Below are 13,818 nucleotides of genomic sequence, written 5' to 3' on the forward strand. Positions count from 1 at the left end.
AAAATATTGAAGTAAACATTGAGAAGAAGGCCGATAAGGGTAAAATAAAAATTGCCCTTTGGGATATACTCCCTAAGGGCAAAATTTCTGACTACAAAATTGGTTCGTCATTTTGTAGTGTCTCGCTTCCAGTAATCCGTATCAACAGATAACCCGATATCTTCATATTTTGCACCATAAGCACGTTTTCCATCATGTACAACAAGCAGACCTTTTGGATACAGGCTGCCCATATTTACGTTGGTTACATCAAGGCCATCAGTTCCACTTACTGAATTAACTTCAAAAGTTTTTACAAAATTATGTGGTGGTTTACGGTCATAAACCTTAAATGTACTATTCCCCTGGCTTGATACTATTAAATACCCTTCGCCATCTGCAGCAAAATAAAGTGCTATGCCTTCAATGTCTGCTTCTAAACCATTTTCTCCCACAGTAACAATTTTTTCTCCGGTTGGATTTTCTGAAACAGGATCTGCATCGTATTTATAAATTGCATCATCTTCACTGCCGGCATAGAATTTTTTTGTTTCGTCATCGGCAACCAATCCTTCAGTTAATCCACCGCTACCATTTTCCCAGGTACGTTTATGAATTCCACCGACAGTCCCGTCACCATTGTCAATTAATTCCCATTGTTTTATTGTTCCGCTTCCGCTATTGGTAGAAGCAAACGCATAATATTTATTATTTGTCATATTGTGATACAAGCAAAACCCATAGAGGCTACTCATGTCACTATCAAAACTTCCGGCGGGGATTAGCTTCCGGGTTGCTTTGTCGACTGTGTAAAAATATATTTTTTGGTCACCAAGGCCAACACCCACAATATCAACATTCTCGCCGGAAAGCGAGAAATTATATCTAACATCAATGTTTCTGGGTTTTTCAGAATAGTTAATTATCTGAACTGTACTACCGTCCAAATCATAAACAAAAAGTTTTCTGGCACTTTTATCGGATGTAACTACTGTGCTTTTTGATGGGTCAGGATGAATCCAAATACACATATCATCCTGATCTGCGGCTTGATCGTCAGCAAATATTTGGCTGTTTGGAACAGTTTGGGCATTTAATAGTGTTGCCAGATTAAAAGCCAGGAAAGTTAAAACTGATTTATAAATCCTATTATTCTTAAGTAACATCCTGTTTCTCACTTATTGCAAATTAAACTTTTCGGGGTGATTATAGCAAAAACGATACCAAAGTGCAATGATTAGAAAACATGGCTATTAAGAGGATCTGCTAAAGGGAAAATGAGATGCTGGATTGAATGATGGTAAAGATTCTTTACATTTTTGATCAATTTATAGATCGACTTTTTGCGCTAATCTGAAACCCTTGTTTCCCAATTCCACTTTGCCCGCTAAATTATAAGGATCATGCTCAAATAAAAATGTCCAGTTTTCTTCGACCGCTTTAGGTAAAAGTTCCTTTTTTTCGGCAAGCGTTTTCAGTGGTTCTACATCGTAACCCATAATGTAAGGAAGTGGAATGTGTGTTGCGGTCGGTAAAAGATCAGCACAATAAAAAAGTGTATTTAGCCCATCGCTTATTTTTGGTGCTTGCATTGCAGGCGTGTGGCCATTTAGCACAATCATTTCAATTCCGGGATAAAGCTCTCCCGGACCATCTATTAAGTTTAGTTTTCCATGGTCCTGAATTGGGACATAGTTTTCCTTCATGAAACTGGCACCATCTTTTTCAGATGGGTTCATTGCCCATTCCCAGTGTTTCTTCTGGACATGATGAGTGGCATTTGGAAATGTAAGTTGCAGATTGTTACTTTGATCGAAGTAAGTTGCTCCGCCGATATGGTCAAAATGCATGTGTGTTACAATTACATCCGTTATATCTTCTGGGGCGAGATTTTTTTGTTTTAGGCTGCTTTCTAAATCATACTTTTTATGATCGACATTATAAATCTGGGCAAGTTTTTCACTCATCTTTTTGCCTACACCCGTATCAACAATCATTAGCCGGTCTGCAGATTTTATCAACAAAAGTCGCATCGCTAAAATAATTCTGTTTAAATCATCTGCCGGATTGCTTTTGCTCCAAAGCGGTTTTGGAACAACCCCAAACATAGCACCACCGTCAAGACTCACAAAGCCTGTTTCAAGAACTGAGATTTCATAATCTGCAATTTTCATTTTGATATATTTTCCTAAAATTTAAAAGGTAGGCCTATAAAACATTTAAATAATTATCAAACCAGTGTTCTGTAAGTTCAACAGCGGTTAAATATTCATCAGTTGGTTTTTGTATGGGATGGGGAATGCCGAAAGTATGCCCGCTGTTTTCAATCAGCTCAATTCTTTTTACATAAGCAGAGCATTTTTCATGAAGTTGCTCACTATCCTCATAAGATACAGTTTCGTCGTTTTGTCCGTGAATAAATAATGATGGGTTTTCCAATTCTTCTGCAGCTTTCAAAATATCAAAACGCTTTTTGTTTTTATTTAAGTCGTCCCAATAGTTTTTATTTATGCGCATCATTTGTTTTGTCCGGGAATTCTCAATCTCAATAAAGCCGTCTTTTTTCCATTGCTTTATTTGATCATTTGAATAGCGGAAAAATGTGGCAAGCGAAGCCCAGGTTACCAGGCACTTGATATCATCACCCAGCTCGGCTGCTTTTAGTATAGCTGTACCGCCACCACGGCTGTGTCCAAACAAAGCCAGGCGTTCTGTATCGATAACGCGTTTTCCAATTTTTTCTTCCTTAATATTGTCAATCACCTTCTGTAAATCTTCCAACTCATGTGTATGCGTGTTTTCAGCAAACTCGTCCAGCTTTTCAAAAGTATTAAAATCGTAACCTATGCCATTGCGTGAGAAGTTTGGGGTTATTGTAACATAACCTGCCATGGTTAAACGGTCTGCCAAATCAGGGAAGAACCCCCAATTTTTGAAGCCTTTAAATCCATGTACTAAAATGACAGCAGGCGCTTCATGGGCGTCTTCACGGTGGCGAAGATCAATATTTATAGGTTCATTAGAATTGTTTTGGACATGAAAAGTTTTGCGAATCATTTTCCTTTACCGATATGAATTAAAAATGGTATTTCAGTTGATTTTATAGTTTGCATTTTTTTGAAGTTTTTTTGCGCGGATTTGCTAAGAGGCCTATTCTGATCATTTGATAAACACATTAAACATTGTTAAAATCTATTTAATTTTTATTACGATTTCAATTTTGTATTTTTTTTCGGAATAAAATAAAGATCATTTACTTTTTAAATTTTTTTTTAAGGAGATAAAAGTGGCGAAAAAAAACGAGTTTGTAAGTTATTTAATGGAATTGATGGAGCCTTTTGGGGGAGTTTCTTCAAAATCTATGTTTGGCGGATATGGGATTTACAAGGACGGCATAATGTTTGGCCTTGTTGCAGAGGATACTCTGTATTTAAAAGTGGACGACTTTAACCGCTTTGAATTTGAACGGCTGGATTTGGAACCATTTGTTTATACAAAAGGCAAAAAACCTATGGCCATGTCCTACAATCGCGCACCAGCAGAAGCTTTAGATAACAGTGATGAAATGGTTCGTTGGGCTCAACTCGGCTTTGAGGCAGCCTTGCGCAATAAAAAGAAATAGAAAGTTGAATAACCTTGAAGGTTTCCTTTTAACTTTCAAGGTTGATTCGTTACGCTTGTAATTCTTTTAAATCTTCCTGAACCCGTAGGTGGTGTTCTTTCACTCTTACATTTGGATAAACTTTAGCAATTATCCCTTCCGGGTTTATTATAAAAGTTGAACGAACAATACCCATATATTCTTTGCCATAGTTTTTCTTTAGCTGCCATGTTCCAAATGCTTCACAGACCTTGCCGTCTTCATCGCTTACAAGTGTAAATCCCAGAGAATATTTATCAGCAAATTTTCGGTGCCTTACAACGGAGTCTTTGCTGATCCCAATAATTTCGGTATTCAGGTTTTCAAAATCGGGTAGTGTTTCCTGAAAATTGCAAGCTTCAGTTGTGCAGCCAGGAGTCATATCTTTTGGGTAAAAATATAAGACAATCCATTTGCCTTTTCGTTCAGATAAAGATTGCTCATTCCCGTCTTGGTCGGGTAAATTAAAATCAGGGGCTTTGGTTCCTGCTTCGAGCATATTACTCCTTCTGTTGGGGTTATTCCTTTTAAAGAATTTTTAAATTGGATTATTCCAAAAGAAAAATTAGTTTGATTTGCAAAAATTAATACTTGATCAAATGAAATCAAAAAAAGAAAAACTCTTCCTGTTTCTGGCAACCTTTTTTGTGGCCAATGCAATCATTGCAGAAATTATTGGTGGTAAATTAATTGTACTTGGTGATCCCTCTTTTAACTTCTTATTAAATTTTGGCTTCTTTGAAACACAGGTTGGTCCCTTTATTCTCAGCGTTGGTGTTTTCCCATGGCCAATTGTTTTTTTATCTACTGATTTGATTAATGAATATTTTGGAAAACGCGGTGTTCGGCAAATTACAAACATTGCCGTTATCCTAATCTTGTATGTCTTTGTAATAATTTTTGTAACCATGATCCCTGATGCCGCAAAAGGAATTTCCCCTGTTTCCGATGAATCATACAGTCAGGTTTTAAGCCAGTCAATGTGGATAATTGTCGGCTCAATAATCGCCTTTTTAGTCAGTCAGATAGTTGATGTAATTGTTTTTCATATTTTCCGTAGAAAAACAGGTGGGAAAATGTTATGGGCGCGTGCAACAGGTTCAACAATTGTATCCCAGCTTATTGATAGTATTATTATTTTGGGAATTGCATTTTATCTGCCAGGAAAAATATCTTTATCACAATTTTTAGGCTTTGCAATTACAAACTATAGTTACAAAGTTCTAATCGCCATCCTGATAACTCCATTAATTTATCTTGGCCATGGAATGATAAACCGCTACCTGGGAAAAGAGCTTTCCGATGAACTGATGGAAACAGCCGCCAAGACTTCTTAAATTTAAAGTCATCTCTTTTTTACAAAAGAAGCGAATAAAATTTTCAGCAATACAATAAAAATAAATGTATTTTACAATCTCATATTTAATTAATTGATTTTGAAAAGAGATTTGTATTTATGAAAATTTTGGGTATTTCTGCATATTACCACGATTCAGCTGCCGCCTTACTGGAAGATGGTGAAATAATCGCCGCTGCCCAGGAAGAACGTTTTTCAAGGATAAAACACGATTACCGTTTTCCAAAAATGGCGGTTCAATATTGTTTAAAAGAAGCAAATATTAATATTGATCAGGTTGATCATATAGCCTTTTATGATAAACCTTTTATAAAATTTAACCGCCTGTTAGAAACCTATCTCCAGTATGCGCCCTTAGGCCTTTCTTCATTTGTAAAAGCAATGCCGCTGTGGCTAAAACAAAAGCTGTGGATCCCGGATCTAATAAAAAAAGAGCTGAATTATGATGGCGAAATTCTTTTTCCTGAGCATCATGAATCTCATGCCGCTTCAGCTTTTTACCCATCTCCATTTAAGCAGGCTGCATTTTTAACGGTTGATGGCGTTGGTGAGTGGGCGACTTCATCTTTTGGTTTTGGGACTGGAAATAAAATTGAGATACTTTCTGAACTCGATTTTCCACATTCTCTCGGATTGCTTTATTCGGCATTTACATATTTTACAGGTTTTAAGGTAAACTCCGGAGAATATAAAGTGATGGGTTTGGCGCCGTACGGTGAGCCAAAATACGTTCAGTCAATTTATGATAATTTGATCGATTTAAAAGACGATGGTTCTTTCCGGATGAATATGGACTTTTTTAAATATCCGGCTGGCTTAAGGATGACAAGTAAAAAACTGGATCATCTTTTTGATGGGCCGCCACGTAAACCGGAAAGCGATTTAACGCAGCGAGAGATGGATTTGGCACGATCAGTACAGGAAGTTACTGAGGAAATTATGGTGCGAATGGCACGCAATGTAAAAAAAGAAACCGGTGAAAAATATTTATGCCTGGCTGGTGGTGTTGCATTAAATTGCGTAGCAAACGGTAAACTTCTCCGTGAAAAGATTTTTGAAGATATCTGGATTCAACCTGCAGCGGGAGATGCCGGCGGTGCATTGGGTTCTGCGCTGGTTATTCATCATCAACATTTGGGGAATCCTATTAAAAAGAATTCATCCGGGCTACAGAAAGGATCATATTTTGGCCCGGCCTATTCTAATAATGAAATCAATGAATTTTTAAACAGTCAGCAAGCTGTATCTAAGAAATTATCAGACGAAGAGTTGTTTGACTTTGTTAGTGATCAAATAATCAGTGGAAAGGTAATCGGCTGGTTTCAGGATAGAATGGAATTTGGCCCGCGTGCTCTTGGCAACCGTACAATTATTGGCGATGCTCGGTCTTCTGAAATGCAAAAAAGAATGAATGTTAAAATAAAATATCGTGAGAGTTTTAGACCTTTTGCGCCATCAGTTTTAGAGGAAGAGGTTCAAAACTGGTTTGAGATTGACCGGCCAAGCCCATATATGCTTTTGGTGGCGGATGTTAAAAAAGACAAGCTGATTAAAATGACGGATGAACAGGAAAAGTTGTTTGGCATTGAAAAGCTAAATATTCCCCGCTCGGAAATCCCTGCGGTAACTCATGTCGACTATTCAGCAAGGATTCAAACTGTTAGTAAAAAAACCAATTCGAGATATCATGAATTAATTTCATGCTTTTTTAAGAAAACGGGTTGCCCGGTAATTGTTAATACCTCTTTCAATGTTCGTGGTGAACCCATTGTTGAATCACCTCAACAGGCATATACCTGTTTTATGCGTACAGAAATGGACATGTTGGTTTTAGGAAATCAAGTTCTACTAAAAGAAAACCAACCTGCTTTGGAAGACGATGAAAACTGGAAGGATCAATATGAGCTTGATTAGCGATGTAAATGAAGAGGTTAACAACCTTGATCAGTCTCCAAAAAAACTAAAACAATTCAGTTTATTAATGTTTTTAATCTCAAGCGCAGGATTGATATATTTCTATTTTGAGCCACATGGATTCTGGATTGGGTTCTTTTTTGTGTTTTTTGTGGTATTTTTTATCGGATTATTTAAACCTCTTTTTGTAAAAAAGACTCATAAAATATGGATGAAACTTGCCTTTATTATGGGTTGGTTTGTTTCAAGATTTTTGTTAAGTCTGATCTATTTTTTTGTTGTAACCCCAATTGGCCTTATTACCAGAATTTTTGGAAAAAAATTTATTGAAACTGGTTTTGGAAGGAACGAAAATTCATATTGGAAAAAACGGGTTAATCCCAAAATTGATTATACAAAAATGTCTTAATCGGGAGTTAATAAGTGTCAAAGTTTAAAATAATAAGTGAATATTTTTCATTTTTAAAAGAGAATAAAAAATGGTGGTTATGGCCAATAGTTGCAATTTTACTTTTGTTAGGTCTTATAATCGTTCTTACAGGCGGTAGTGCTTTAGCTCCATTTATTTATACCATTTTCTAAAAAATTACAGGATTTTACACTTTTTTTTTGAGTGATCTCAAAATTTTTTTTGACAGTTGATTTTTAGTAACTATATTTAGTGTTACTACATGCTTTTAAAATGAATCTTGAGATTCTTATGCAAATTACTTTATTAAGAAAAATCACTTATTTATTTTTGATTTTTATTTTTTGGTTTGGCTGTAAAGAAAAGGTTGCACCCATCCATCCTCAGTGGGTAAAAAAAGCAGTGTTTTACCAAATTTTCCCCGATCGATTTAATAATGGTGATCCGGAAAATGATCCAACAATGGAAAGTATTAGAGGGTCCTGGCCACATGATAATGAGAGTGCATGGCAGGTAAGCCCCTGGACTTCAGATTGGTATCATCTTCAGCCATGGGAAGAAGATAATGGTAAAGGATTCCATCACAATGTTCAGCGTCGGCGGTATGGCGGTGACATACAAGGAATTATAAACAAGCTTGATTATCTATCCCACCTTGGAATCAATACAATTTATTTGAATCCCATTTTTCATTCCCCTTCACTTCACAAATATGACGCAGCCAGTTATCATCATGTAGATGCATACTTTGGTCCAGATCCGCAAAGCGATTTTGCAATTATGGAAAAGGAAAATCCTGAAAACCCTCAAGATTGGCAATGGACTTCTGCGGACAAACTTTTTTTAGAACTAATCAAAAAAGCACATCAAAAAAATATCCGCATAGTTTTGGATGGTGTTTTTAACCACACCGGGATTAATTTTTGGGCTTTTAAGGATGTTAAAAAAAATGGGCCACAATCAAAATTTAAGGATTGGTATATAATTAAATCGTGGGATGACCCTAAAACCGAGCAAGATGAGTTTGATTATGCCGGCTGGGTTGGAGTCCGTGAATTACCTGAACTAAATGAAGATGAAAATGGATTAATCAAACCTGTAAGTGATCATATTCATTCCGTATTAAAACGTTGGATGGATCCAAATGGTGATGGCAACCCGGATGATGGAATAGATGGGTGGCGTCTTGATGTAGCAGAAATGGTACACCATAATTATTGGAAAGAATTCCGTAAACAGGTGAAAGCTATTAATCCCGATGCCTATATTACAGGTGAAATTTTCTGGGAAGACTGGAATAACTATAAGTTTATGGATCCGAAACCCTGGTTAAATGGCGATCAGTTTGATGGCGTAATGAATTACCGATGGTCTGTTGCCATGGCAGAGTTTTTTATAAATAAAGAAAAGAAAATCACAGCCGGTAAGTTTGCAGATAGATTATATGATCTTGACCAGAGTTATCATCCTGAGACACGCTATCAATTGTTAAACTTGATGGACAGCCATGATACAGACAGGCTCTCATCTCACATCGTCAATCCGGACATATTTTTTGATAAGATGGTAAATCTGCATGATAATCCAACCTATGATGTACGCAAACCCAATGCGCAGGAACTGGAAATATTGAAATTAATTGTTACGGTTCAGATGACAATGCCGGGACCACCGATGGTTTACTATGGCTCTGAAGCAGGTATGTGGGGTGCGGATGATCCCAGCGAGAGAAAACCTATGGTTTGGCCAGAGTTTAATTATGAACCTGAAAAAGCCAATTTGAGCCAAACCCCGCGTCCGATTGATACTGTAGAATTTGATTCCTCGCTTTTTGATTTTTATAAAACAATCATTGATATTAGAAACAGTGAACCAACTTTGCGTAGTGGCAGCTTTCGCTTTGTATATTCGGATAACCCGACAGACCAGCTTATTTATGCGCGGGAGCTAGAAGACGAGCAAATCCTGGTTTTTATAAACAATGCATCAAATAGCACAAAAATGGTTTATCCAATCCAAAAAAGCAGTTGGAAAGACTTGGTAGAGGGTGATATTTATTCCACGGAAGGGAAGTATTTGAGCGTACCAATTGAAGCAAAGAGAGCGAGAATTTTAAAACGGGAAAAAAATTGAGCAAATCGTTTTTAATATTATTAATTCTATCAATTCTGTTTTCCTGTAAAAACGAAAAAGTTGTACTTGCTGAGATAGATAATTTTGTTGTTGGTAAGAAAGAGTTTCTGACCCGTTTAAAAGACACACAAAAAAGGATGAATGTTCCAGACAATGGACAGGTACGAAAAGGAGTTTTGCAGCAAATAGTAAATGAAAAACTGATGCTAATTGAAGCAAAGAGAAATAATTTCGATACAGATGAGCAGGGCCAAAAAGAATTAGAACGACTTACAATTCAAAACCTGTTGGATACTTTTACGAAAAAAGAGATACTTAGTAAAGTGAATATCAGCGAAAATAAAATTAAAAAAGCGTTTATACAATCAGAAACAAAATTAAAAGCCCGTCATCTTTATGCAGCCACAAAAAGAGAAGCGGATTCATTATATAATTTATTACAGCAGGGCGTTTCATTTAATGTGTTGTCGGAAAAGATTTTTAGTGATCCATTCTTAAAAAAACGTGGCGGCGATTTAGGTTACTTTTCTTATTTCGATATGGAGCTTTCATTTGCCGATGCAGCATACAGTTTAAAGGTCGGTGAAATTTCAAAACCCGTTAAAACCAACAATGGTTACAGTGTAATTTATTTAGACGACAGAATTGTAAATCCTTTGACAACCGAAACTGAATATTTAAAAGCAAGATCAAAAATTGCAAAAGAATTATTAAAACGAGAAAATAAAAGAGCCGCAAAGGAATTTGCAGATTCACTTGCTAAGAGTTTGCAAATCGAAATAAATCAATCTGTTTTTAATATGCTTTTTGAAAAATTTAAAAAAAAGACACTTGAAAACCAGTCATTGGAAGAATATTTTGTTTTATTAGAAAACCCAAATCTTTCAAAAGAGATTCTTGCAAACACGAAGTCAGGGCCAATTACTGTAAAGGAATTTCTAAGTTTAGTGCAGTTTAGCTCCAAATCACAAAGAGGCTGGATTCAAAACAAGGAAAACTTTCAAGATTTTATCTATGGCTTAGTAACGAGGAAGCACATACTACAATCTGCTAAGCAAAAGGGTTTTGATGAAGGAGTAGATTTTAAAAACTCAGTAGATTGGGAGTTTAACACTTTTTTAATTTACAGAGTTAAATCTGCTATAAAAAACAATATTCATATCCCGGATGATTCGCTACAAAGCTATTATACTGATCATAGTGAGGAGTTCATTTCTCCTAATATGATTAATTTGAGGGAAATTGTTGTGCTTGAAAAACATGAAGCGGATCATATACTTACTGAGTTGAAGAGAGGGAAAAGCTTTCAAGATTTAGCAAAGGCGTACTCTATAAGCAAGACAGCCGTTAATGCAGGTGAAACAGGATTCGTACCTGTAATTCAGCTTGGCAATTTTGCAAAACAAATATTTTCCCTTAAACCAAATGAATGGCGCGGGCCTTTTGTTAAAGATAAGAGTTTTATTTTTCTTCAATGTGTAGAAAAGAAAAAATCGTCTCTCATGTCTTTCGCGGATGTTAAACTTAGAATTTCAGAAACGTTAAAAAATGAGACTTTTAATTCAGCAGTACAAAAAAAACTAAAAGAAATAAAATCTCAAGTTAAGATTTCATCTTATCCCGATAAGTTAAGGAATATCAGCTATAATTAAGAAAGGTTTTATATGAAAAAACGGATAATTCAATTTCTGTATTTTGGCTTATTTTCAATACTTTTCTCCTCTCAGGTAGTTGCTCAGACATATGGAAAAATAGTTGGGTATGTTACTGATGCTGATAATGGCGAACCATTGATTGGGGCAAATATTTATTTTGAAAACACTCCACTTGGAGCTGCTACAGATTTAGATGGTACATATATAATTCTAAAAGTCCCTCCAGGAAAATATAATGTCATAGCCGAATATCTTGGTTATAAAAAAGTAACCTATCAAGATGTTGAAGTATTGACTGACTTAACAACCACTCTTGATTTTAAAATGGAAGCAGAGAGTTTTGAAGGTGAAGAAATAGTTGTCATTGCAGAAGCACCGATTATTAGAAAAGATTTAACTTCTACAGAAGCACGCGTACAATCTGAAGAAATTGACCGCATGGCTGTACAGGATATTGGCGATTTACTTAGTCTGCAAGCCGGTGTTGTAAAAGATGCCGGTGGTGCGATCCATATCCGAGGTGGCCGTTCGAGTGAAGTTTCTTTTATGGTTAATGGAATTACCATAACCGATGATTTTTCCAGAAACCAATCTTTTCAGGTTGAAAATGAATCTATTCAGGAATTGCAGGTGATAAGCGGAACGTTTAACGCTGAATATGGTAATGCCATGAGTGGTATTGTAAATATCGTTACAAAATCGGGTACTAGTGATTTGAGAGCAAATTTGGATATTTGGTCTGGAGATTACATTAGCAGCCGAAAGAAGACATTCTGGAATATTGATGATATTGATCCATTTGCAAATCACAATTTGCAGGGGTCTGTTAGCGGGCCAATAATTCAAGATAAACTTGGGTTTTTTGTAACAGCCCGTCGATATTTTACAGATGGTTATATTTATGGCCCGAAAGTTTATCTTCCAACCGGTGAGAGATCAGATAGCAGTGCCGTTTCAATGAACTCATCAGAACGGACAAGCATACAGACAACACTGGATTGGAATATTATAAATGCATTGAAGCTAAAAGTGGATTTCTTTTCTCATATTGAGGAAAGAATTGGCTATAATCACTATTACAAATTTAATCCAACAGGATACCGGGGAAACAAAGATCAGGGATTTAGCATCATCAGTAAACTGACCCATACAATTTCTCCAACTACATATCAGGAAGTTACATTTGCCCATAAATTTTATGAATTAAAATCAAACCTTTATGAAACTTTTAATGACGACCGTTATGTTGACCCTGATTTGGCAATTTCTCCAGGCGCCAACCGCTTTGCGATTGCAGGAAATGATGCCGGACGTTTTAAACGGGATAGCCAAAGCAACATTCTTAAATGGGAATTAACCAGCCAGGTAAATAAGCAACACCAGGTAAAAACAGGTATCGAAGTTAGTTTTGACAGAGTCTCTTATTTTGAAGGAAATATTTTTAGGGCTGATGGAGATACAAGTTTTCTGAATCCGGCACTAAATGTAAGAGAAGATTTTACCAGAAAACCATTAAAAATTGCAGGATTTATTCAGGATAAAATTGAATTTGAAAGCCTGATTGTAAATGTTGGTTTGAGATATGATTATTTTGATCCAAAAGGAAAACTACCTGCCGATCCTGCGGATCCCTACATTGTGGAGCCACTTGATTTAAACCACAAATACAAAGACACAAACGGAAACAGCACAATAGATTTAGCTGAAATAGATCCTTCAAATGAATACACATTGGATGAGCGTAAAGAATTTTGGTATAAAGACACAAAGGTAAAAACTCTTTTAAGTCCACGCCTGGGAGTTGCTTATCCAATTACGGATGAAGGTGTATTACATTTTTCCTACGGGATTTTTCAGCAAATTCCAGAATACTCTCAATTATATATTAGCGATCAAATCCGGCTTGGGCCCGGTAGCGGTACTTTTGGACCATTTGGTAATCCCGATCTTGAGCCGCAACGGACAACAATGTATGAAGTTGGGTTACAACAACAATTTTCAGAAAACTTTTCAATTGATGTAACAGGTTTTTACCGTGATATTCGTGATTGGGTTTCTACTTCACAACAGTTTAAAACGGTTATCAGCGGGAAAAATTATGTAACCTACATTAATCGCGATTTTGCAAATGTGCGGGGTATAACGCTGGCCTTGACAAAACGATTTGCCAATAATTATGCATTTAACCTGGATTATACTTTTCAGATTGCTGAGGGAACAAACTCAGACCCAACCCAGGAATTCTTTTCACAACAAGGTGGTGCAGAGCCAACAAAAATTCTTACACCCCTTAACTGGGATCAGCGACATACTTTAAATTGGAATATTTTTGTTGGTGGAGAAAAGTGGGGAGCAGATTTAATTTCCAGGTTTAATACCGGTCAGCCCTATACTCCGGAAGCTGTTGAAGGAACAAGAGGCGCCTTGATTATTACATCGGGTTTGCCTGATAACAGCAGAGAAAAACCAATACAGTTTACAATGGATTTAAATACCTATTATGATTTTAAATTTGATGATTTCAATTTTCAGGTTTATGCAAAGGTTTATAACCTTTTAGATTCAAACAGTCCGGTAAATGTTTTCGCCGATACAGGCGAAGAGAATTTTACGTTACGTGAGAGAATTGCTCCTGTAGGAACAGATCCTACCTGGTATGTAAGACCGGATTTTTACTCTCAGCCCCGCAGGATTGTAGTGGGTTTGAAAACAAGTATTTATTAATGGTTAA

Annotated in this window: 12 protein-coding genes; 8 read left to right on the top strand and 4 right to left on the bottom strand. The window is 36.3% G+C overall.

Annotated elements, in window-relative coordinates:
• Window positions 1-107: 107 nt before the first annotated feature.
• The 3 genes from HND50_16680 to HND50_16690 all read right to left on the bottom strand — a co-directional run bounded on the left by HND50_16680 (window position 108) and on the right by HND50_16690 (window position 3,036).
• Complete coding sequence (locus HND50_16680; GenBank protein ID NOG46880.1) at window positions 108-1,145, bottom strand: phytase; 1,038 nt, start codon at window positions 1,143-1,145, stop codon at window positions 108-110.
• A 162-nt stretch (window positions 1,146-1,307) separates the two neighbouring features.
• Window positions 1,308-2,153, bottom strand: coding sequence for an MBL fold metallo-hydrolase (locus HND50_16685; protein NOG46881.1), 846 nt, complete (start codon window positions 2,151-2,153; stop codon window positions 1,308-1,310).
• A 34-nt stretch (window positions 2,154-2,187) separates the two neighbouring features.
• Complete coding sequence (locus tag HND50_16690; GenBank protein NOG46882.1) at window positions 2,188-3,036, bottom strand: prolyl oligopeptidase family serine peptidase; 849 nt, start codon at window positions 3,034-3,036, stop codon at window positions 2,188-2,190.
• A gap of 262 nt (window positions 3,037-3,298) precedes the next feature.
• Here HND50_16690 and HND50_16695 point away from each other — a divergent pair, with 262 nt between their 5' ends.
• Window positions 3,299-3,601, top strand: a complete 303-nt coding sequence (locus HND50_16695; protein ID NOG46883.1) for a TfoX/Sxy family protein — start codon at window positions 3,299-3,301, stop codon at window positions 3,599-3,601.
• Between the two features lie 49 nt (window positions 3,602-3,650).
• On the opposite strand, the gene bcp is transcribed toward HND50_16695, so the two are convergent.
• Window positions 3,651-4,118: a thioredoxin-dependent thiol peroxidase gene (bcp, locus tag HND50_16700; GenBank protein NOG46884.1), complete on the bottom strand. Its 468-nt coding sequence runs from the start codon at window positions 4,116-4,118 to the stop codon at window positions 3,651-3,653.
• Between the two features lie 100 nt (window positions 4,119-4,218).
• On the opposite strand from bcp, the gene HND50_16705 reads away from it, so the two are divergent.
• The 7 genes from HND50_16705 to HND50_16735 all read left to right on the top strand — a co-directional run bounded on the left by HND50_16705 (window position 4,219) and on the right by HND50_16735 (window position 13,811).
• Window positions 4,219-4,956: a queuosine precursor transporter gene (locus HND50_16705; protein ID NOG46885.1), complete on the top strand. Its 738-nt coding sequence runs from the start codon at window positions 4,219-4,221 to the stop codon at window positions 4,954-4,956.
• A gap of 119 nt (window positions 4,957-5,075) precedes the next feature.
• Window positions 5,076-6,890: a carbamoyltransferase gene (locus tag HND50_16710; GenBank protein NOG46886.1), complete on the top strand. Its 1,815-nt coding sequence runs from the start codon at window positions 5,076-5,078 to the stop codon at window positions 6,888-6,890.
• On the top strand, window positions 6,877-7,299 hold the full coding sequence (locus HND50_16715; GenBank protein ID NOG46887.1) for a hypothetical protein: 423 nt from the start codon (window positions 6,877-6,879) through the stop codon (window positions 7,297-7,299). Before HND50_16710 ends, HND50_16715 begins: the two co-directional genes overlap by 14 nt.
• 14 nt (window positions 7,300-7,313) lie before the next feature.
• Window positions 7,314-7,472 carry a hypothetical protein gene (locus HND50_16720; GenBank protein ID NOG46888.1) on the top strand — a complete coding sequence of 53 codons (159 nt, stop codon included), beginning with the start codon at window positions 7,314-7,316 and terminating at the stop codon, window positions 7,470-7,472.
• A gap of 118 nt (window positions 7,473-7,590) precedes the next feature.
• Complete coding sequence (locus HND50_16725) at window positions 7,591-9,432, top strand: alpha-amylase (protein NOG46889.1); 1,842 nt, start codon at window positions 7,591-7,593, stop codon at window positions 9,430-9,432.
• Window positions 9,429-11,084: a hypothetical protein gene (locus tag HND50_16730; protein NOG46890.1), complete on the top strand. Its 1,656-nt coding sequence runs from the start codon at window positions 9,429-9,431 to the stop codon at window positions 11,082-11,084. The genes HND50_16725 and HND50_16730 overlap by 4 nt, the downstream gene beginning before the upstream one ends.
• Before the next feature lie 12 nt (window positions 11,085-11,096).
• A complete protein-coding gene (locus tag HND50_16735; protein ID NOG46891.1) occupies window positions 11,097-13,811 on the top strand; it encodes a TonB-dependent receptor in 2,715 nt (904 codons plus the stop codon).
• Window positions 13,812-13,818 lie beyond the last annotated feature (7 nt).

This window comes from Calditrichota bacterium, from assembly GCA_013112635.1.
In the GTDB taxonomy this organism is placed as follows: Bacteria; Calditrichota; Calditrichia; order Calditrichales; family J004; genus JABFGF01.

Coding starts and splice junctions, on each gene's coding strand:
- HND50_16690 (NOG46882.1), bottom strand. CDS start 3,036: ATGATTCGCAAAACTTTTCATGTCCAAAACAATTCTAATGAACCTATA.
- HND50_16735 (NOG46891.1), top strand. CDS start 11,097: ATGAAAAAACGGATAATTCAATTTCTGTATTTTGGCTTATTTTCAATA.
- HND50_16680 (NOG46880.1), bottom strand. CDS start 1,145: ATGTTACTTAAGAATAATAGGATTTATAAATCAGTTTTAACTTTCCTG.
- HND50_16695 (NOG46883.1), top strand. CDS start 3,299: ATGGAATTGATGGAGCCTTTTGGGGGAGTTTCTTCAAAATCTATGTTT.
- HND50_16715 (NOG46887.1), top strand. CDS start 6,877: ATGAGCTTGATTAGCGATGTAAATGAAGAGGTTAACAACCTTGATCAG.
- HND50_16705 (NOG46885.1), top strand. CDS start 4,219: ATGAAATCAAAAAAAGAAAAACTCTTCCTGTTTCTGGCAACCTTTTTT.
- HND50_16725 (NOG46889.1), top strand. CDS start 7,591: ATGCAAATTACTTTATTAAGAAAAATCACTTATTTATTTTTGATTTTT.
- HND50_16685 (NOG46881.1), bottom strand. CDS start 2,153: ATGAAAATTGCAGATTATGAAATCTCAGTTCTTGAAACAGGCTTTGTG.
- bcp (NOG46884.1), bottom strand. CDS start 4,118: ATGCTCGAAGCAGGAACCAAAGCCCCTGATTTTAATTTACCCGACCAA.
- HND50_16710 (NOG46886.1), top strand. CDS start 5,076: ATGAAAATTTTGGGTATTTCTGCATATTACCACGATTCAGCTGCCGCC.